Annotated in this window: 13 protein-coding genes; 8 read left to right on the forward strand and 5 right to left on the reverse strand. The window is 69.0% G+C overall.

Going from position 1 to position 19748, the window contains the following annotated elements; translation table 11 throughout:
- The first annotated feature begins 47 nt into the window (after positions 1-47).
- On the forward strand, positions 48-1538 hold the full coding sequence (gene hflX, locus MDN94_RS16950) for a GTPase HflX (protein ID WP_482726594.1): 1491 nt from the start codon (positions 48-50) through the stop codon (positions 1536-1538).
- 106 nt (positions 1539-1644) lie between these two features.
- On the opposite strand, the gene MDN94_RS16955 is transcribed toward hflX, so the two are convergent.
- Both MDN94_RS16955 and MDN94_RS16960 read right to left on the reverse strand, forming a co-directional pair.
- Positions 1645-2811, reverse strand: a complete 1167-nt coding sequence (locus MDN94_RS16955) for a trypsin-like serine peptidase (RefSeq protein WP_482726595.1) — start codon at positions 2809-2811, stop codon at positions 1645-1647.
- A 313-nt stretch (positions 2812-3124) separates the two neighbouring features.
- On the reverse strand, positions 3125-4300 hold the full coding sequence (locus tag MDN94_RS16960; RefSeq protein ID WP_482726596.1) for a trypsin-like serine peptidase: 1176 nt from the start codon (positions 4298-4300) through the stop codon (positions 3125-3127).
- Between the two features lie 324 nt (positions 4301-4624).
- Here MDN94_RS16960 and MDN94_RS16965 point away from each other — a divergent pair, with 324 nt between their 5' ends.
- The 5 genes from MDN94_RS16965 to MDN94_RS16985 all read left to right on the forward strand — a co-directional run bounded on the left by MDN94_RS16965 (position 4625) and on the right by MDN94_RS16985 (position 13003).
- On the forward strand, positions 4625-6001 hold the full coding sequence (locus tag MDN94_RS16965) for a diaminobutyrate--2-oxoglutarate transaminase family protein (protein ID WP_482726597.1): 1377 nt from the start codon (positions 4625-4627) through the stop codon (positions 5999-6001).
- A 29-nt stretch (positions 6002-6030) separates the two neighbouring features.
- Positions 6031-7959, forward strand: coding sequence for an IucA/IucC family protein (locus tag MDN94_RS16970; RefSeq protein ID WP_482726598.1), 1929 nt, complete (start codon positions 6031-6033; stop codon positions 7957-7959).
- 40 nt (positions 7960-7999) lie between these two features.
- Positions 8000-8926: a GNAT family N-acetyltransferase gene (locus MDN94_RS16975; protein ID WP_482726599.1), complete on the forward strand. Its 927-nt coding sequence runs from the start codon at positions 8000-8002 to the stop codon at positions 8924-8926.
- Positions 8927-9147: 221 nt separating this feature from the next.
- Entirely contained in the window at positions 9148-10980 is a 1833-nt protein-coding gene (locus tag MDN94_RS16980) for an IucA/IucC family protein (protein WP_482727094.1), read from the forward strand.
- 52 nt (positions 10981-11032) lie between these two features.
- On the forward strand, positions 11033-13003 hold the full coding sequence (locus MDN94_RS16985) for an ATP-dependent DNA helicase (RefSeq protein WP_441266670.1): 1971 nt from the start codon (positions 11033-11035) through the stop codon (positions 13001-13003).
- Positions 13004-13091: 88 nt separating this feature from the next.
- Here the strand turns inward: MDN94_RS16985 and lexA are convergent, their stop codons facing one another.
- Positions 13092-13877 (reverse strand): transcriptional repressor LexA, encoded by a 786-nt coding sequence (gene lexA, locus MDN94_RS16990; protein ID WP_189474654.1) that lies wholly within the window; start codon positions 13875-13877, stop codon positions 13092-13094.
- 563 nt (positions 13878-14440) lie between these two features.
- On the opposite strand from lexA, the gene nrdR reads away from it, so the two are divergent.
- Together nrdR and MDN94_RS17000 are read left to right on the forward strand one after the other, a co-directional pair.
- Positions 14441-14953, forward strand: coding sequence for a transcriptional regulator NrdR (nrdR, locus tag MDN94_RS16995; protein ID WP_482726600.1), 513 nt, complete (start codon positions 14441-14443; stop codon positions 14951-14953).
- Between the two features lie 168 nt (positions 14954-15121).
- The gene (locus MDN94_RS17000) at positions 15122-18013 is read left to right on the forward strand and encodes a vitamin B12-dependent ribonucleotide reductase (RefSeq protein WP_482726601.1); all 2892 of its coding nucleotides are present in this window, start codon (positions 15122-15124) and stop codon (positions 18011-18013) included.
- Between the two features lie 159 nt (positions 18014-18172).
- Here MDN94_RS17000 and MDN94_RS17005 read toward each other — a convergent pair whose 3' ends face one another.
- Complete coding sequence (locus tag MDN94_RS17005) at positions 18173-18802, reverse strand: TerD family protein (RefSeq protein WP_482726602.1); 630 nt, start codon at positions 18800-18802, stop codon at positions 18173-18175.
- Complete coding sequence (locus tag MDN94_RS17010; protein WP_482726603.1) at positions 18759-19718, reverse strand: DUF1152 domain-containing protein; 960 nt, start codon at positions 19716-19718, stop codon at positions 18759-18761. The genes MDN94_RS17005 and MDN94_RS17010 overlap by 44 nt, the downstream gene beginning before the upstream one ends.
- Positions 19719-19748: the final 30 nt, after the last annotated feature.

A 19748-nucleotide genomic window follows, 5' to 3' on the forward strand; every position in this document is an offset into this window, starting at 1 on the left:
CCCGGCGGTCGTCCGTCGGGAGGCTCCCACATCGACGTAAGGACCCAATGACCTCCTCTTCATCCACTTCCCAGGAACAGCAGAGCTTGGCTGAGACGCGCACCGAGAGCCTTCGGGCCGATGCCCTGATGGAAGAGGACGTCGCCTGGAGCTACGAGATCGACAACGAGCGGGACGGCGACCAGTTCGACCGCTCCGAGCGTGCGGCGCTGCGGCGTGTGGCGGGCCTCTCCACCGAGCTCGAAGACGTCACAGAGGTCGAGTACCGGCAGCTGCGCCTCGAGCGGGTCGTGCTGGTCGGTGTCTGGACCACCGGGACGATGCAGGACGCCGAGAACTCCCTCGCGGAGCTGGCGGCCCTCGCGGAGACGGCCGGCGCGCTGGTTCTCGACGGCGTTTTCCAGCGCCGTGACAAGCCGGACCCGGCCACGTACATCGGCTCGGGCAAGGCGCAGGAGCTGCGGGACATCGTCCTCGAGTCCGGTGCCGACACCGTCGTCTGCGACGGTGAGCTCAGCCCCGGCCAGCTGATCCAGCTCGAAGACGTCGTCAAGGTCAAGGTGGTCGACCGCACTGCCCTGATCCTCGACATCTTCGCCCAGCACGCCAAGTCCCGAGAGGGCAAGGCGCAGGTTGCCCTGGCGCAGATGCAGTACATGCTGCCCAGGCTCCGAGGCTGGGGCCAGTCGCTCTCCCGGCAGATGGGTGGCGGCGGCGGTGGCGGCATGGCCACGCGTGGTCCCGGTGAGACCAAGATCGAGACGGACCGGCGACGGATCCGCGAGAAGATGGCGAAGATGCGCCGCGAGATCGCGGAGATGAAGACCGGGCGTGACGTCAAGCGTCAGGAGCGCCGCCGTAACCGCGTCCCCTCCGTCGCCATCGCCGGTTACACCAACGCCGGCAAGTCGTCCCTGCTCAATCGCCTCACCGGCGCCGGTGTCCTGGTGGAGAACGCACTGTTCGCCACGCTGGACCCGACCGTCCGACGGGCCGAGACGCCGAGCGGCAGGGGTTACACCCTGGCCGACACGGTCGGTTTCGTACGGCACCTTCCGCATCACCTCGTCGAGGCGTTCCGTTCCACGATGGAGGAGGTCGGCGACTCCGACCTGATCCTGCACGTGGTCGACGGATCGCATCCGGCACCGGAGGAGCAGCTGGCAGCCGTGCGCGAGGTGATCCGCGAGGTGGGTGCGGTCGACGTGCCCGAGATCGTGGTGATCAACAAGGCGGACGCGGCCGATCCGCTCGTGCTGCAGCGCCTGCTTCGCATCGAGCGGCATGCGATCGCGGTGTCGGCGCGGACCGGCGCGGGCATGGCCGAGCTGGTGCAGCTGATCGACGACGAGCTGCCGAGGCCGCAGATCGAGATCGAGGCGCTCGTGCCCTACACCGAGGGCGGGCTCGTCTCGCGGGTGCACGCCGACGGTGAGGTGCTCTCCGAGGAACACACCACGGAAGGCACCCTGCTCAAGGCGCGGGTGCACGCGGAGCTGGCCGCGGCCCTCTCTCCGTTCGTGCCTGCCGCGCACTGATCCGGCCGCCTACGGGACGACGGCTCCCGGACGTGCACGAAGGCCCGCCCCCGACGGGGGCGGGCCTTCGTGCGTCTCCCTGCCTGCGCCGAGAGGCCTGCCGAAGCTACTGACCGGCGAACTTCTCGCTCATCATGGTGTAGAGCTGCTGGGCGTTCCGGTCCAGCCGCGGACCCGCCAACCAGCCCGAAGTCACCGGGCCGATCGAGGTGTTGGAGACCAGCGCGAGCTTCCCGTCCGGCTGCTCCGCGAACCAGCCACCACCGGAGGAACCACCCGTCATGGTGCAGCCGATCCGCCACATCGTCGGAGTGCCGGGAGCGATGGAGAGCCGTCCGGGCCGGTCCACACACTTGTGCATGAGGGCGCCGTCGTAGGGCGGAGCGGCCGGGTAACCCCAGGCGCCCATGGCGCTGATGTCCTTGGCCTCGGGGGCGTCGAAGTCGATGTCGAGGGCGACGCCGACCGTCTCCTCGAGGGACTTGGTGCCCTTCTCCGGCTTCACGTGCATCACGGCGTAGTCGTACGGAGCGCCCGTGCCGCCCGTGGGGCCGCCCTCGTCGATCCATCCGGCGGAGGTCGCGACCCAGTCGGCCCAGTAGACGCCGTACGGAGCGACCTCGTGCGGCTGCGCGCTCTCCAGTGCGGCGGGCGACTTGCCCTGGTCGTTGTAGGCGGGGACGAAGGCGATGTTGCGGTACCAGCCGCCTGCCTGGCCGGCGTGGACGCAATGGCCCGCGGTCCACACCATGTTGGACTTACCGGGGTTCTTCGGGTCCTTGACGACGGTCGCGGAACAGACCATCGAGCCTTCGGGGGCGTCGAAGAACACCTTGCCGACGGGGGCGGCGTTCTTGTGGTACGGCTTCCTCTCGGGCTCGGCCTGTACGGGGCGCGGCTCCGGGTCGGTCACGTCCTGGTCACCGGAGATATCACCGGCCGCCATGGTCTTGGCGGGTGCCTTGGCCGTCGTCATCCGCTCGGGCTTCCACAGGCCCTCGATCACCGGGTTGACGAAGTCCTCGGCCTCACGCAGCCACTTGTCCTTGTCCCAATTCTTCCACTCACCGTTCTTCCACTTGTCCAGGTCGACACCCTGCTCCTTGAGTTTGTCGGCCAGGTCCGCGGGGAGCGCGGCACCGCCGTTGTCCGCGGCGGCGGATGCGGCCGGCTTGTCGGCCGAGTTGTCCTCGCTCGGGCCGCAGGCGGTCGCCGTCAGCACGAGGGCCGGGACGAGACCGGCCGCGGCCAGCAACGGACGTATGGATCGCATGGAAACGAATCCCCCTGAATGCTTCGAATCTTCGATATGTGCTGGAAGTGCTCGCACCTGTGCCGCGACGCGCGCCGACAGGGCGGCGTCCGAGCTGGTTGCCATGAGCGTGTCATGGAAAAAGGCGGCCTCCGGGGCCGCCTCGGGGTGTGGCACCACTCTAGGCCGGTGCGCGGTCCATCAGCCCGGCGGGAGCCCCAACTGCACGGAGTCTCCACGAGAATGATGAACCACCAGTGAACAAGGGGCCCGACCGTACGGCCGGACCCCTGCCCGCGTCACTGCGCCCGGGCGCTCTCGCGCCCGGATTCTCCTACTGGCCCTCGAACTTCTTGCTGACCGCCTTGTAGACGCCCTCGGCCTCCTTGCCGAGGCGCGGACCGGCCAGCCAGCCGGCCGTCACCGGGCCGATCGACGTGTTCGAGACAAGGGTGGGCTTGCCGTCCTGGCCCTGCGCGACCCAGCCACCGCCGGACGAACCGCCGGTCATGGTGCAGCCGATGCGGTACATCGTCGGCTCCTCGGCCCTGAGCGACAGTCGGCCGGGCTTGTCGGCGCACTGGAAGAGCTTCTGGCCGTCGTAGGGCGGGGCCGCCGGGTAGCCGGTGGCGGTCATGTTGTCGATCTTCGGCACCGCAGGGGCGTTGAAGTCGACCGGCAGGGCCGCACCGACCGTCTCCTCGAGGGACTTGCCCGTGCTGCCCTTCTCCGGGGTCACGTGGATGACGGCGAAGTCGTACGCAGCGCCCTGGCCGCCGGTCGCGGCGCCCTGGGAGATCCACTGGTCGGAGGTCTGTGCCCAGTCACCCCACCAGACACCGTAGGGAGCGATCTCCTCCTTGGGAGCCTTCTCAAGTTCCGCCGTCTCCTTCGCCCCGTCGTTGTATGAGGGGACGAAGGCGATGTTGCGGTACCAGCCGCCGCTCTTGCCGGCGTGCACGCAGTGTCCGGCTGTCCAAACCATGTTGGACCTGCCGGGGTTGGCGGGGTCCTTCACCACGGTCGCGGAACACACCATCGAGCCCTGCGGGCCGTCGAAGAAGACCTTGCCGGCCTCTGCGGCGTTCGCGTGGTACGGGGCCTTCACGGCCTGGGCGTCGACCGGGGCAGGGGTGGGATCGGTGACACCCTCGTCGCCGGAGATGTCGTTCTCGACCGGCTTCTCGGGCGGCTGTTCGGCGTCGCGCATCCGGTCGGGGTCCCAGAGGTCCTCGATGATCGGGTTGACGAAGTCCTGGGCCTCACGCAGCCACTTGTCCTTGTCCCAGTTCTTCCACTCGCCGTTCTTCCACTTGTCCAGGTCGATCCCGCGCTCCTTGAGGCGGTCCTTGAGATCGTCCGGAATGGTGATCTTGTCGCCGGTGGGCTGCTCGGCCGACGCGCTCGGCTTGTCGCCGGCGTTGTCCTCGGTCGGGCCGCACGCGGTGGCGGCCAGCGCGAGCACCGCGGCCATGGAGGCCACTGCCAGCGTCGGGCGAATGGGTCGCATCTCTTGATCCCCCTGGGACTTCGGTGCTGCTGATCTGAACTGTCGGATATTTCAAGGAACTTATTTCTGGAACGAGCAAGCTCCCGCCCGCCGCGGTGGAGTCCGCTGCGGAAGGCGCCCCCCACTATGCCGGTGCCGATGGGGACGGCGTGCGGCAGGTCCACGGTTCCGGCACCGCAAGGATCTTCCGATCGGCCGTGATCCCCGGCTCTCCGCGTCGTTGGTACGTGCGGGGGACACAAGGACAGCTTCAGCGCCGGTGCGCCGCGCAGGAGTGCCGTACCGATGTGCAACGCAACTGTGACAGCCGGAGGATCAACAGCCGTGGCCGTGACCGAACCTGCTCCGGTGGCGCCGACCTCGACCCATGAGGGGATTCTGCGCAGGCAGTCACTCCGTGAGTCGGCGGCCCGCACCTATGCGCGCTCGCTGCCCATCGTGCCGGTACGGGCCAGGGGACTGACGATCGAGGGCGCCGACGGACGGCGGTACCTCGACTGCCTATCCGGTGCGGGCACCCTGGCGCTCGGGCACAACCACCCTGTCGTCCTCGAGGCGATCAAGAAGGTCATCGACTCGGGCGCCCCTCTGCATGTGCTCGACCTCGCCACGCCCGTCAAGGACGCCTTCATCACGGAACTGTTCGCCACACTCCCGAGGGCGCTGGCAGAGAACGCGCGCGTCCAGTTCTGCGGACCCGCCGGCACGGACGCGGTCGAAGCCGCTCTCAAACTCGTCAGAACCGCGACCGGCCGCAGCGGTCTCCTCGCCTTCACGGGCGCCTACCACGGCATGACGGCAGGCGCGCTCGAAGCATCGGGGGGCGCGACGGACGTGAGGGTCACCCGGCTGCCGTTCCCGCACGACTACCGGTGCCCCTTCGGGATCGGCGGCGAGCGTGGCGCGGAAATCGCCGCCCGCTGGACGGAAAGCCTGCTCGACGACCCCAAGAGCGGTGTCCCCGAACCGGCGGGCATGATCCTCGAGCCAGTGCAGGGCGAGGGCGGAGTGATCCCGGCGCCCGACGAGTGGCTGCGGCGGATGCGCGCCATCACGGCCGACCGGTCCATTCCGCTGATCGCCGACGAAGTGCAGACCGGCGTGGGGCGCACCGGCACCTTCTGGGGTGTCGAGCACAGCGGGATCGTGCCGGACGTGATGGTGCTGTCCAAGGCCATCGGGGGTTCCCTTCCGCTGGCCGTCGTCGTGTACCGCTCCGGGCTCGACGTCTGGCAGCCCGGTGCCCATGCCGGGACGTTCCGCGGCAACCAGCTCGCCATGGCCGCCGGAGCGGCGACCCTCGCCCATGTGAGAGAGAACCGCCTCGCCGAGCGAGCCGCCACGCTCGGCGCGCGCATGCTGGCGAGTCTCCAAGGACTCGCCGCGGCCCACCCCTGCATCGGAGACGTACGGGGCAGGGGCCTCATGATCGGCGTCGAACTCGTCGACGCCGATTCCGAGGCACCGGACGCGCTCGTACCACCTCCCTCGCCCCGGCTCGCGGCCGCCGTGCAGCAGGAGTGTCTGCACCGCGGACTGATCGTCGAACTGGGCGGGCGCCATGCCGGTGTCGTGCGCCTGCTCCCTCCTCTCACCCTGACCGACGAGCAGGCAGTGGCCGTCCTGGACCGTTTCGCCGACGCCCTGGCCGCCGCAGAGCGCTCCACACAACGCCGTACCGACAACAGGCAGTCGCACTGAACCCGGACAACGTCACAAGGAAGCTCTCCGTGAATTCCACACCCGCACCCGATGCGCCCGAGTCCATCGACGGCCCCGCCGGCCACCACCGCAGCCAAATCGGCTTGAGCGGCCCGCTCACCGTCGAAGCAGCGACGGTGCCACGCCAGAGTGGGCGGCACGACGAGCAGCGCGGCGGGGCGACAACCTGCACGCCGCACGCCTGTGTGGCGGAGTCCTCCCCCCACCCGGACGCGGAGCACGACCACCTCGACGACCCCGATCCGCGCCGCGCCGCGGACACGGCGACCGTGGAGAACCTGCTCCGCTGCTGGGTACGGGAGAACGGCCTTCCACGGCCCGAGAAAGACATCCTGCGCGTCCCCCTCGACGCCAGCGGCACCGCGCTGCTGGTCCCCGTCCGCTACTGGTCGGCCACCGGATGGCACCGCTTCGGCGCGCCCACTCTGCAGGGAAGTCCGCACGAGGCCCCCCGGACCGACGCTGTGACCGTCGCCGCGCTGCTCGGCCGTGAAGCCGGCCACGGCGAAGGCACGGACCTCGTGGGCCGCGTCGCCGACTCCGTCCGCCGCACCGCCGACTTCATCGCCGACCGGCGTGCCCACCCCGCTGCCCCGCCCGAGGCCGACTTGTTCCTCACCGCCGAGCAGTCGCTGCTGCTCGGCCACCCGCTCCATCCGACTCCCAAGAGCCGTGAAGGACTCTCCGAGGCCGAAGCACAGCGCTACTCGCCCGAGCTGTACGGTTCCTTCCCGTTGCACTGGATGGCCGTCGACCGGTCCCTCCTTGCCACCGAATCCGCCTGGACCGAGCAGGGCCGCACCGTCACTGCCGACCAGCTGACCGCCCGGCTGGCGGGAGATCTGACGTTCCCCGGCAACACCGCCGCCCTGCCCCTCCACCCATGGCAGGCACAGGACCTCAGGCAGCGCCCCGAGGTGGCCGCCCTCCTCGACATGGGCCTGCTGCACGACCTCGGTCCCCGTGGCGACGTCTGGTATCCCACCTCTTCCGTCCGCACCGTGCACCGCCCGGGTGCTTCCGCCATGTTCAAGCTCTCCCTCGGTCTGCGCATCACCAACTCGCGGCGGGAAAACCTCCGCAAAGAACTCCACCGCGGCGTCGAGGTGCACCGACTGCTCCGCGCCGGCCTCGCGCAGCAGTGGCGGGCCGCACACCCCGGATTCGACATCGTGCGCGACCCGGCCTGGCTCGCCGTCGACGCACCCGGAGCCGAACCCCTTCAAGGGCTCGACGTGATGATCCGCCACAACCCCTTCGGCCCCGGGGACGACGCGGTCTGTGTAGCGGCGCTGACGACTCCCCGGCCGTGGCCCGGGCGAGTGGCCATGCAGTCACGCCTCGCCGCAGTTGTCGAGCGGCTCGCCACCCACACCGGGCGGCCCGTCACGGCAGTGGCCGCCGAGTGGTTCCTTCGCTACCTCGACCACGTCGTGCGCCCGGTGCTGTGGCTGGACGCCACTGCGGGCATCGCGCTCGAGGCGCATCAGCAGAACACGCTCGTACTGCTCGACCCCCACGGCTGGCCGACCGGCGGCCGCTACCGCGACAACCAGGGCTACTACTTCCGCGAGTCGCACCGCGAGCGTCTCGCCTCCCGCCTCCCTGGGATCGGAACCCACAGCGACACCTTCGTGTCTGACGAGGTCACCGACGAACGCTTCGCCTACTACCTCGGCATCAACAACGTGCTGGGGCTGATCGGAGCGTTCGGAGCCCAGGGCCTCGCCGACGAACGCGTCCTCCTCGCAGCCTTCCGGCAATTCCTCACCTCCGCCGTCGGTATGGGATCACCACTGCCCGGCCATCTGCTGGAGACGCCCACGCTCCGCTGCAAGGCCAACCTGCTCACCCGGCTCCACGGGCTCGACGAACTCGTCGGCCCCGTCTCCACCCAGTCCGTCTACGTCTCCATCGCCAACCCCCTCCGAACTTGAGGCACCGCGAATCGACCGAACCGCGAGAGGAGAGCGCCCGATGGCTCCCACCGATGTGCACACCGACAGCGGGCCTGGACCCGCGCCCCGGCCGGGAGGGGACCCGGAGGACACGCTCGACCTGCGGCTGCCGGAGGACTTCCTCACGCTGTTCCGAGGGAACGGCGAAGCCGGGCAGTCGGGGCCGGCGCTGCCGACACCGGCATCGGCAGTGTCAGAGACACCTACTTGGAGCGCCTCAGAGACACCGGCGTCGAACGCGACGTCGGCGTCGACCGTGAGGCAGGCACCGGCATGGGAGCCGACGGGGCCTGCCGGCCCGGCCGCGGCAAGGGCTCCCGGGTCAGGCCCGGGCCAGGCAGCGGCAGCGCCCCTGGCACCGGCGAGGGCCGGCCGCGACCTGCTCGACAACCTGGGCGGCTGGGAGCCGGCGGTCACGCCCGTCGGCGTCTTCCGACTCGTCCCTGTGGTCCTCGAACGTGATCTCGCGCTGATCAGCAGATGGATGAACGACCCCGCGGTCGCCGCCTTCTGGGAACTGGCGGGACCCGACTCCGTCACCGCCACTCACCTGCGGGTACAACTCGGCGGTGACGGCCGCAGCATCCCCTGCCTCGGCGTCCTCGACGACAAGCCCATGAGCTACTTCGAGATCTACCGGGCCGACCTCGATCCGCTGGCCCGCCACTATCCCGCGCGCCCGCACGACACCGGTATCCATCTGCTCATCGGCGGCGTGCTGGACCGCGGCCGTGGCATCGGGTCCGTCCTCCTTCGAGCCGTATCCGATCTCGTTCTCGACAATCGGCCTCGATGCACCCGCGTCCTCGCCGAGCCCGACATGCGCAACACCCCCTCCGTCTCCGCATTTCTCAATTCCGGCTTCCGCTACTCCGCCGAACTCGACCTTCCCGACAAACGAGCCGCCCTGATGGTCCGTGATCGTGCCCTGCGGACCCTGCTGTGAACGACCCGCTGACTTACATACACCGCTCGATCCGCATCGGTTCCACCTGAGGAGTCCCCGTGCCGAAGTTCCCTGCCAGCGACGACTCCATCGACTCCGTCCCGACCGGCTACGGCTCCACCGGTCTCCGGCCCGTCGATGCCACCACCGCCTCCGCCGGCATCGGGACCGGCACCGGAACCGATGCGGCCGCCGAAGGCGCCGCGGCCCGGCCGCCCGCGGTGCCGTTCACGCCGCCGGGCCTGACCCGTCAGAACTGGGACCGGGCCGCTGCCCGCCTCCTCGCGAAGATGATCGGCGAGTTCGCCTACGAAGAGATCATCGAGCCGGTCCCCGTCCCGCACGCGGCGCCGGCTCCGGCCCCCGATCCGGACGACCCGTCGTCCGGACCGTCCGGATCCACCGGCGAGGCCCGTCGCTACACCCTCTCCATCGACGCGACAGGCGTGCTCACCTTCCGCGCACGCCGCGGCGCCTACGGCAGCTGGCGTGTCGATCCCGGCTCCGTCGAATGCGATGGCCGTCCGTTCACCGACCCGCTCGCCTTCCTCGCGCGGGCCAGGAACCTGCTGGGCCTCGACGGGGCGACCCTCGGTCACCTGCTGCGTGAAATGGCCGTCACGCTGATCAGCGACACCCGGCTCGACGGCACCGCGCTGAGCGCCGCCGAGCTGGCGGCCCTCGGCTACGCGGAGCTCGAGGGCCACCAGACGGGGCATCCGTGGCTGGTTCTCAACAAGGGCCGGATCGGCTTCTCCGCAGGCGACGCCGCCCGATGGGCACCGGAAGCCCGCCGCCCCGCACGCCTCCCGTGGATAGCGGTGCGGACCGGCCTGGCCGCCTACCGCGGCGTCGCCGGCCTCGACCGGGCCGAGGACCTGTACCGTCGCGAGCTCGACCGGACCACCCGCGACTTCTTCGCCGACGCTCTGCGCACCAAGGGACTGGATCCCGCCGCCTACCTGCTCCTGCCGGTGCACCCCTGGCAGTGGGACGAGGTGATCCTGCCCCTGTACGCGCCCGCCGTCGCCGACGGCGATATCGTCCCCCTCCCCAGCGATGGTGACCTGCGACTGCCCCAGCAGTCCATCAGGACCTTCGTGAACGTCGACCGGCCCGATCGCCACACCGTCAAACTGCCGTTGTCCATCCTGAACACCCTGGTCTGGCGTGGCCTGCCCACAGAGCGCACGCTCGCCGCACCCGCCGTCACCGCGTGGGTGCACGGGCTGCGCGACGCCGACCCGTTCCTGCGCGACGAATGCCGGGTCGTTCTCCTTGGGGAGGTCGCCTCCGTCACGGTCGAGCATCCGCTGTACGACCGCCTGGCAGAGGTCCCGTACCAGTACAAGGAACTGCTGGGAGCCATCTGGCGGGAACCGCTCCAGCCGCGACTGGGAGCCGGCGAGCGGGCCCGCACCCTGGCATCGCTCCTCCACACGGATCCGCAGGGCCGGGCGTTCACGGCCGAACTGGTCGCCCGGTCGGGGCTCGCACCGACCGTCTGGCTCCGGCGGCTCTTCGCGGCGCTGCTGCCGCCGCTGCTGCACTTCCTGTACCGCTACGGCACGGTCTTCTCTCCGCACGGCGAGAACGCCATCGTCGTCTACGACGACCATGACATTCCCGTGCGCCTCGCGATCAAGGACTTCGTCGACGACGTGAACGTGAGCGCCCGGCCTGTGCCGGAGCACGCGTCCATGCCGGACGACGTCCGGCGGATCCTCCTCACCGAGGAGCCGGGCTTCCTCACCCAGTTCATCCACTCGGGTCTCTTCGTCGGCGTCTTCCGCTACCTCGCCCCGCTCTGTGAAGAGCAACTGAACGTTTCGGAGCAGGAGTTCTTCTCACTCGTAAGGGCGGAGATCCTCCGGTACCAGGCCCGCTTCCCGGAGCTCAAGGAGCGCTACGAGACGTTCGACCTGCTCACTCCCCGTATCGAGCGTCTGTGTCTCAACCGGAACCGGCTGCATCTCGACGGCTACCGGGACCGCCCCGAGCGCCCGCACGCCGCAGTCCACGGCACGGTGCCCAACCCCTTGGCGTCGGCCTGATGCTCCGCTGCGTGATCCTGTTGTCGGTGGCGCCCCGTAGGGTGGTCGGGCTATGACGAAGCCATCCCTCCCCGAGCTCCTGCACGCCGCCGTGACCGCCGTCGGCGGGGTGGAACGACCAGGCCAGGTCACCATGGCCGAGGCCGTTGCCGAGGCCATCGACGACGATTCCCATCTGCTGGTCCAGGCCGGCACCGGTACGGGCAAGTCGCTCGGTTATCTGGTTCCAGCCCTGGCCCACGGCGAGCGTGTGGTCGTGGCCACGGCGACGCTGGCGCTGCAGCGGCAGCTCGTGGAGCGCGACCTTCCGCGGACGGTCGAGGCACTGCACCCGCTGCTGCGCCGCCGCCCCGAGTTCGCCATGCTCAAGGGGCGGTCGAACTACCTCTGCCTCCACCGCCTGCACGAGGGCATGCCGCAGGACGACGATGAGGGTCTCTTCGACCAGTTCGAGGCAGCGGCACCCACGAGCAAGCTGGGCAAGGACCTGCTCCGTATGCGGGACTGGGCCGACGAGACGGAGACGGGGGACAGGGACGACCTGACTCCGGGCGTCTCCGACCGCGCCTGGAACCAGCTCTCCGTCTCCTCACGCGAGTGCCTGGGGGCCTCCAAGTGCGCCTACGGAGCGGAGTGCTTCGCGGAGATGGCGCGTGAGCGGGCCAAGCTCGCGGACGTCGTCGTCACCAACCACGCACTTCTCGCTATCGACGCCATCGAAGGCGCGCCGGTGCTGCCCCAGCACGAGGTGCTCATCGTCGACGAGGCCCATGAGCTCGTCTCCCGCGTCACCGGGGTCGCCACCGGCGAGCTCACTCCGGGCCAGGTCAACCGCGCAGTGCGCCGCGCGGCCAAGCTTGTCAACGAGAAGGCGGCGGACGCTCTCCAGACCGCCGCGGAGTCGTTCGAGAAGCTCATGGAGCTGGCCCTCCCGGGGCGTCTCGAGGAGATCCCGGAGGATCTCGGTTATGCCCTGATGGCGCTGAGGGACGCGGCCCGCACAGTGATCACGGCGATCGGGGCCACCAGGGACAAGTCGGTCCAGGACGAGAACGCCGTGCGCAAGCAGGCCCTGGCCGCCGTCGAGAATGTCCACGCCGTCGCCGAGCGGATCAGCCATGGCTCGGAATACGACGTGGTCTGGTACGAGCGGCACGACCGTTTCGGGGCGTCCCTGCGCGTGGCGCCGCTCTCCGTGTCCGGGCTGCTGCGGGAGAAGCTCTTCTCCGAGCGCTCTGTGGTGTTGACTTCCGCGACGCTCAAGCTCGGTGGTGACTTCAACGGAGTCGGGGCCTCCCTGGGCCTTGCTCCTGAAGGCATCGGGGGAGAGGACGTGCCGCAGTGGAAGGGGCTCGACGTCGGGTCGCCGTTCGACTATCCGAAACAGGGCATCCTCTACGTCGCACGCCATCTCACCACTCCGGGACGCGAAGGCTCCCGGGGCGACATGATGGACGAACTCGCCGAGCTGGTGGAGGCCGCCGGAGGGCGCACGCTCGGCCTCTTCTCGTCGATGCGGGCCGCCCAGGCCGCCGCCGAGGAGCTCCGCGGCCGACTCGACAAGCCGATCCTCCTGCAGGGCGAGGAGACGCTCGGTGAGTTGATCAAGACATTCGCCGGGGATGCGGAGACGTGTCTGTTCGGCACGCTGTCGCTCTGGCAGGGCGTCGATGTGCCCGGACCCGGCTGTCAGCTCGTCGTCATGGACCGGATTCCGTTCCCGCGTCCGGACGACCCGCTGATGAGCGCCCGCCAGAAGGCGGTCGAAGAGGCCGGCGGCAACGGGTTCATGGCTGTGGCGGCGACCCACGCCGCGCTGTTGATGGCTCAGGGCGCGGGCCGGCTGGTGCGGGCCACGGGGGACCGTGGCGTTGTCGCGGTGCTCGATCCGCGGCTGGCGAACGCCCGCTACGGCAGTTACCTGCGCGCCTCGTTGCCCGACTTCTGGTACACGACGGATCGCAATCAGGTACGCCGCTCACTGGCCGCGATCGACGCGGCGGCGAAGCAGGAGGGGAAGTAGGGCCGAAGTGGTCCTGCTCGTACACATGAGCAGGACCCCGGGACCGGCGCAGTGGATCCCGGGGTCCGGTCTGGGGCGGCGGGTGTGGTCACACCCGCCGCAGCACGGCCACCACCTTGCCGAGGATGGTCGCCTCGTCGCCGGGGATGGGCTGGTAAGCGGCGTTGTGGGGGAGGAGCCAGACATGGCCGTTCTCCCGCTTGAAGCGCTTGACCGTGGCCTCGCCGTCGAGCATGGCTGCCACGATGTCACCGTTCTCCGCCACGGGCTGGCGTCGCACGGTCACCCAGTCCCCGTCGCAGATCGCGGCTTCGATCATGGAGTCTCCGACGACCTTAAGGACGAAGAGCTCACCGTCGCCGACGAGCTGGCGGGGCAGGGGGAAGACGTCCTCGACGGACTCCTCGGCGAGGATGGGGCCACCTGCCGCGATGCGGCCGACAAGGGGGACATAAGAGGCGGCGGGCTTGCCGGTGGTGTCCGTGGGCTGGGTGCTGGGCTGGTCGGAGCCGCGGACCTCGTACGCCCGGGGGCGGTGCGGGTCCCTGCGCAGGAAGCCCTTGCGCTCCAAGGCCATGAGTTGGTGCGCCACCGACGATGTGCTCGACAGTCCGACCGCCTGGCCGATCTCACGCATCGACGGCGGGTAGCCCCGACGCTGGACGGAGTCGCGGATCACCTCGATGACGCGCCGCTGCCGGTCCGTGAGGCCGGAGCTGTCCGCCCTGATGCCGGGAGGTCGGCCGGGCAGGGAGCGGCCGGGCTTGGGCCCCTCCGGGGTCGTGGCTGCGTCATTCATGGCTTGCACCGGCTCGAATCGGCTCTGTGAGCGGTCCTGGGCAGTGATGGTGGCACTGTCGGCGGTGGTGGTCACGTCGGCCCCTCTCGAATGGTCTCCCTAGTTTGACAACGGTAGTTGCTTTCGAAAGGTTGCGCCAAACACACGTTCGAGTGAAAAATTGCAGATTGCCTTACCTGGGCATTCTGCTGGGTGTATGTGCGAACGATCGAACCGTGAGCGGTAGCCGTTGCGGTAGGCCGTCACGGTAACCTTCGCCGTCGGCGGCGGCCGGGGCGGGGTCCGTGAGACCCCTGCATCCTCGCATTCCTGCCGTTCCGAAGCCCGGCTCCGGCGCGCCTGTGTCGCCCTCCCCCACGCCCGTGGATGCTGCCCCGCGCGCAGCGTGCGGCGGCCGATACGGTCCGTTTCGCAGAGCTCCGGCGTCTTCGCGCGACGACGTCCGGCGCGACACGCGTTGCCACCTGTGCGTGCGTCGCACCACCAGATCTAGTGGTTGGATTGGGTCAGCCACCCAGAAGTTGTGTCCCCGGTGCTCCGAGGCCGAGGGCATCGCCTATGCTTGGGGCTGCTTCGAGGGGCTGGGATCCGGCCTCCAGAGGCTATTCGGTCGTGCTGTGAAGGAGGGGTTGGGGGCCATGCACTGTCCTTTCTGCAGGCATCCCGACAGTCGCGTCGTCGACAGTCGCACCACCGACGACGGAACGGCGATCCGGCGGCGCCGGCAGTGTCCTGACTGCGCCCGCCGCTTCACGACCGTCGAGACCGCATCGCTCATGGTGATCAAGCGCAGTGGTGTGACCGAACCCTTCAGCCGTACCAAAGTCATCTCCGGCGTGCGCAAGGCGTGCCAGGGTCGGCCGGTCACTGAGGACGCTCTCGCCCAGCTCGGGCAGCGGGTCGAGGAAGCCGTGCGCGCCACCGGCAGCGCCGAGCTGACCACCCATGACGTAGGGCTGGCCATACTGGGCCCGCTGCAGGAGCTCGACCTCGTCGCCTACCTGCGCTTCGCGTCCGTCTACCGGGCGTTCGACTCACTCGAAGACTTCGAGGCCGCCATCGCGGAGCTCCGCGCCGGGCGGCCTCCGGCTGATGAAGGCGGGAACCGCGGGGCCGCAGAGGTTCCTGTTCCCGCCACCGCCGCCGACTGATCGGCAGAGGCTGGGCGGAAAGGGCCCCGCGAAGGGCCCGCCGGCCGGCTCAGGCGGCAAATGACCTGCTCATAGGTGCTGTGCGTGGCGCCAGAGCAACAGACACAAACCGTGCCCCGGGAAGATCTGGGCACTTCAGGGCGTTTTTGCCCGTATATGGGAGGCGGCATGACCGAGACGACGAGCGGCCCGGCACGAGGGTCCCGAGCCAAGGGATCCAAGGCGAGCAAGGGCCTGCGTATCGAGCGCGTCCACACCACCCCCGGCGTGCACCCGTACGACGAGGTGGTCTGGGAGCGCCGTGACGTCGTCATGACCAACTGGCGTGACGGCTCGGTGAACTTCGAGCAGCGTGGCGTCGAGTTCCCCGACTTCTGGTCGGTGAATGCGGTCAACATCGTCACCAGCAAGTACTTCCGCGGGGCCGTCGGCACCCCGCAGCGCGAGACCGGCCTCAAGCAGCTCATCGACCGGATCGTGAAGACCTACCGCAAGGCCGGTGAGGACTACAGCTACTTCGCCTCTCCCGCCGATGCCGAGATCTTCGAGCACGAGCTGGCGTACGCCCTCCTGCACCAGATCTTCAGCTTCAACTCGCCGGTGTGGTTCAACGTCGGTACGCCCCAGCCGCAGCAGGTCTCCGCCTGCTTCATCCTGTCCGTCGACGACTCCATGGAGTCGATCCTCGACTGGTACAAGGAAGAGGGCATGATCTTCAAGGGCGGCTCCGGCGCCGGCCTGAACCTCTCCCGCATCCGTTCCTCGAAGGAACTGCTTTCCTCCGGCGGCAACGCCTCCGGACCGGTCTCCTTCATGCGCGGCGCGGACGCGTCCGCAGGAACGATCAAGTCGGGCGGTGCCACCCGCCGTGCGGCGAAGATGGTCATCCTCGATGTCGACCACCCCGACATCGAGAACTTCATCGAGACCAAGGTGAAGGAAGAGGAGAAGATCCGCGCCCTGCGTGACGCGGGCTTCGACATGGACCTGGGCGGCGACGACATCACGTCGGTCCAGTACCAGAACGCCAACAACTCGGTCCGTGTGAACGACGAGTTCATGAAGGCCGTGGAAACGGGCGGCAAGTTCGGCCTGCGCGCCCGAATGACCGGCGATGTCATCGAGGAGGTCGACGCCAAGTCGCTCTTCCGCAAGATGGCAGAGGCTGCCTGGGCCTGCGCCGACCCGGGCATCCAGTACGACGACACGATCAACCACTGGCACACCTGCCCCGAGTCCGGCCGCATCAACGGCTCGAACCCGTGCAGCGAGTACATGCACCTGGACAACACCTCGTGCAACCTCGCCTCGCTGAACCTGATGAAGTTCCTGAAGGACGACGGCAAGGGCAACCAGTCGTTCGACGTCGAGCGCTTCAGCAAGGTCGTCGAGCTGGTCATCACGGCGATGGACATCTCCATCTGCTTCGCGGACTTCCCGACGCAGAAGATCGGCGAGAACACCCGCGCCTACCGCCAGCTCGGCATCGGCTACGCCAACCTCGGAGCGCTCCTCATGGCGACCGGGCACGCGTACGACTCCGACGGCGGCCGTGCCCTCGCCGGCGCCATCACCTCGCTGATGACCGGCACCTCGTACAGGCGCTCGGCCGAGCTCGCCGCTGTCGTCGGCCCGTACGACGGCTACGCCCGCAACGCCGAGCCCCACAAGCGCGTCATGAAGCAGCACGCCGACGCCAACACCGTGGCCGTCCGGATGGACGACCTGGACAGCCCGATCTGGGCCGCCGCCACGGAAGCCTGGCAGGACGTGATCCGCCTCGGGGAGAAGAACGGTTTCCGCAACGCCCAGGCGTCGGTCATCGCCCCCACCGGCACCATCGGTCTTGCGATGTCCTGCGACACGACCGGTCTCGAGCCCGACCTCGCCCTGGTCAAGTTCAAGAAGCTCGTCGGCGGCGGCTCCATGCAGATCGTCAACGGCACGGTCCCGCAGGCCCTGCGCCGCCTCGGCTACCAGCCGGAGCAGATCGAGGCGATCGTCGCCCACATCGCCGACCACGGCAACGTGGTCGACGCGCCCGGCCTGAAGAGCGAGCACTACGAGGTCTTCGACTGCGCCATGGGTGAGCGCTCCATCTCCGCCATGGGCCACGTCCGCATGATGGCCGCGATCCAGCCGTGGATCTCCGGCGCGCTCTCCAAGACGGTCAACCTGCCGGAGACGGCGACCGTCGAGGATGTCGAAGAGGTCTACTTCGAGGCGTGGAAGATGGGCGTCAAGGCGCTCGCGATCTACCGCGACAACTGCAAGGTCGGCCAGCCCCTCTCCGCGAAGAAGAAGGAGCAGGAGAAGGCCGAGGTCACGCAGAAGACCGAGGAGACCATCCGCGCGGCGGTCGAGAAGGTCGTCGAGTACCGCCCGGTCCGCAAGCGCCTTCCCAAGGGCCGCCCCGGGATCACCACCTCGTTCACCGTGGGCGGCGCCGAGGGTTACATGACCGCCAACTCCTACCCGGACGACGGTCTCGGCGAGGTCTTCCTGAAGATGTCGAAGCAGGGCTCCACCCTCGCCGGCATGATGGACGCCTTCTCGATCGCCGTCTCGGTCGGCCTGCAGTACGGCGTTCCGCTCGAGACCTACGTCTCGAAGTTCACCAACATGCGCTTCGAGCCGGCCGGTATGACGGACGACCCGGACGTGCGGATGGCGCAGTCGATCGTCGACTACATCTTCCGCCGCCTGGCGCTGGACTTCCTGCCCTTCGAGACCCGGTCCGCCCTCGGTATCCACTCCGCGGAGGAGCGTCAGCGTCACCTGGAGACCGGCTCCTACGAGCCCTCGCTCGAGGAGGACGAGATGGATGTCGAGGCGCTGGCCCAGTCCGCCCCCCGGCAGCAGGAGCCGCTGAAGGCCGTCACCGCCCCGCAGGCGGAGATCCCGGCGCCGAAGGAGGCGCACACATCCGCCGAGCTCGTCGAGATGCAGCTCGGTATCAGCGCCGACGCCCCGCTCTGCTTCTCCTGTGGGACCAAGATGCAGCGCGCAGGCTCGTGCTACATCTGCGAGGGCTGCGGCTCGACCAGCGGCTGCAGCTGACCTTGGGCGAAACCACGTCGATGCGGCATCCGGCGTAGCGAGCACACGGCGCTGACCAGCAGTTGAGAAGGGGACCGGCCTCTGGCCGGTCCCCTTCTCCATGGGCCCTTCGGTCCTGCCCTCCCCCTGTCCTGCGAGCGTCGGACGGCGGACGCTTGCTCAGGGCGTGGGATCGCCCATGACCGTGACGAAGGTCTGAGGGTCCGCGTCGAAGCCGACGAGCGAGTCGCTGAACGCCCAGTCCCCCGACTCACCCCGGACGAACTCGCCGACCTTGGCCGCCTTGGAGCGGGCGACGGCCGTGAAGTCGTGCTGTCCGATCTCCTGGTGCCCCTCGAGGACCCGGACCGAGGCGTTCGCGACATCACCGAACACCGTGCGTCCATTACGCTGTTGGATCACCACGCCGAGCACGACACGGCCGTACTCCGCCGCCAGCCGGTCGAACTCCAGAGTCATGACCTCATCGGCCCCGAAGCCCTGTCCCGTCTTGCTCTCTCTGGTCAGGATGATTGTGCCGTCGGGCGAGCGGCTGTCGAAGTGGACGACGTACGCCGGCTCGCCGAACGGCGCTCGAGCGGGGTACGTCGCGGCGACGATGTCGAGGTCATGGGGCGGCTCTCCCAGCGGACTCGGATCCCACCTGAGGGTCACCTCCGCCTTCCGGACGCCCTTGTTGAGGCTGCTCACCGCTTTTTCCTTCCCCGTAACTGCCGGATGAAATGGGTTCGTTGACCGTATCCGCTCAGTGCGGGATGCGGCGAGGCGGCCGCTGGCGCACGACCTCATCTCGGAATGCCGCGATCTCACTGCTGACCTGGCGGATCAGCTGGGTGTGTTCGATCCGGTCCAGGTACAGGCAGCGCCGAGCTATCCCCTCGAGTTCGAAGACGAAACAGATCGACATCAGAGGGTTGATGAAGAGTTCGCTGCCCCGCGTGCGGGAGGTGAACTGCACATCGCCGAAGCCGCCCCGCACGGCTGCGGCTATGGAGCCGTTCACAATGCTGGGGTGATCAGGCGTCGTGGCCTGGGCATGGGCCACCGCGTCGAGGAAGAGGGCGCCTTCGCGGGTGTTGCGTGAGACGGAGAACGCGCCGAGGTATGCGCCGTCGGTCTCGAGCGCCGCGATGTTCTCCAGCACGAGTCCATGGCTGACACCGTGGTACGCGTCGACACCGAAACCCACGGACACGACGAGACGTTCGGGTCCCCCGATGCCGCGCAGGGCGGCGACGCTGGTCAGGTCTTCCTCAGGGGTGCCGAGACCCGATTCGTCACCGCGCATGAGGATGTCCGTGCCTCCGTCCACCAGCACGACTGCGTCGATGCCGTACTGCTCGATCAGTGCGCGGTATGCGGCACGCAGCGGCTGGACGCCCACGCGGGAGAGGGCGTGAACGGTGTCGGGGTAGCCGTGAGTGGCGAGCCACCGGGCCAGTGAGCGCTCAGGGAAATACACCTGGTGCGGTGCCGTGTCGGGGCCGATCATCGCCACGTCGGGGGCGAGCCACGCATCCAGGGGCAGCCCCTCGGTGGCGCTGAACGTGAGGTTGGCCAGGTGGACTTGTTTGCCCTGGTGGTGCAGGGAGAGCGCGATCGGCAGGCCTGCGTACACGTCGAATCCGCCGCCGGCGCCGGCGACGAGGATGCGCTCGGCGGACCGGAGGCGATGGAAGAGCGGATTGGTGTGCAGGTCGGTCATGGTGATCATTGTGGGGGCCGCGGACGGCGT

This window comes from Streptomyces sp. WAC00040 (assembly GCF_056835925.1).

Bases quoted from the DNA above. Each gene is read 5' to 3' on its own strand.
- MDN94_RS16955 (WP_482726595.1), bottom strand. From the start codon at position 2,811: ATGCGATCCATACGTCCGTTGCTGGCCGCGGCCGGTCTCGTCCCGGCC.
- MDN94_RS17010 (WP_482726603.1), bottom strand. From the start codon at position 19,718: ATGACCGACCTGCACACCAATCCGCTCTTCCATCGCCTCCGGTCCGCC.
- MDN94_RS17000 (WP_482726601.1), top strand. From the start codon at position 15,122: ATGACCGAGACGACGAGCGGCCCGGCACGAGGGTCCCGAGCCAAGGGA.
- MDN94_RS16985 (WP_441266670.1), top strand. From the start codon at position 11,033: ATGACGAAGCCATCCCTCCCCGAGCTCCTGCACGCCGCCGTGACCGCC.
- MDN94_RS16975 (WP_482726599.1), top strand. From the start codon at position 8,000: ATGGCTCCCACCGATGTGCACACCGACAGCGGGCCTGGACCCGCGCCC.
- MDN94_RS16960 (WP_482726596.1), bottom strand. From the start codon at position 4,300: ATGCGACCCATTCGCCCGACGCTGGCAGTGGCCTCCATGGCCGCGGTG.
- MDN94_RS17005 (WP_482726602.1), bottom strand. From the start codon at position 18,802: ATGAGGTCGTGCGCCAGCGGCCGCCTCGCCGCATCCCGCACTGAGCGG.
- hflX (WP_482726594.1), top strand. From the start codon at position 48: ATGACCTCCTCTTCATCCACTTCCCAGGAACAGCAGAGCTTGGCTGAG.
- nrdR (WP_482726600.1), top strand. From the start codon at position 14,441: ATGCACTGTCCTTTCTGCAGGCATCCCGACAGTCGCGTCGTCGACAGT.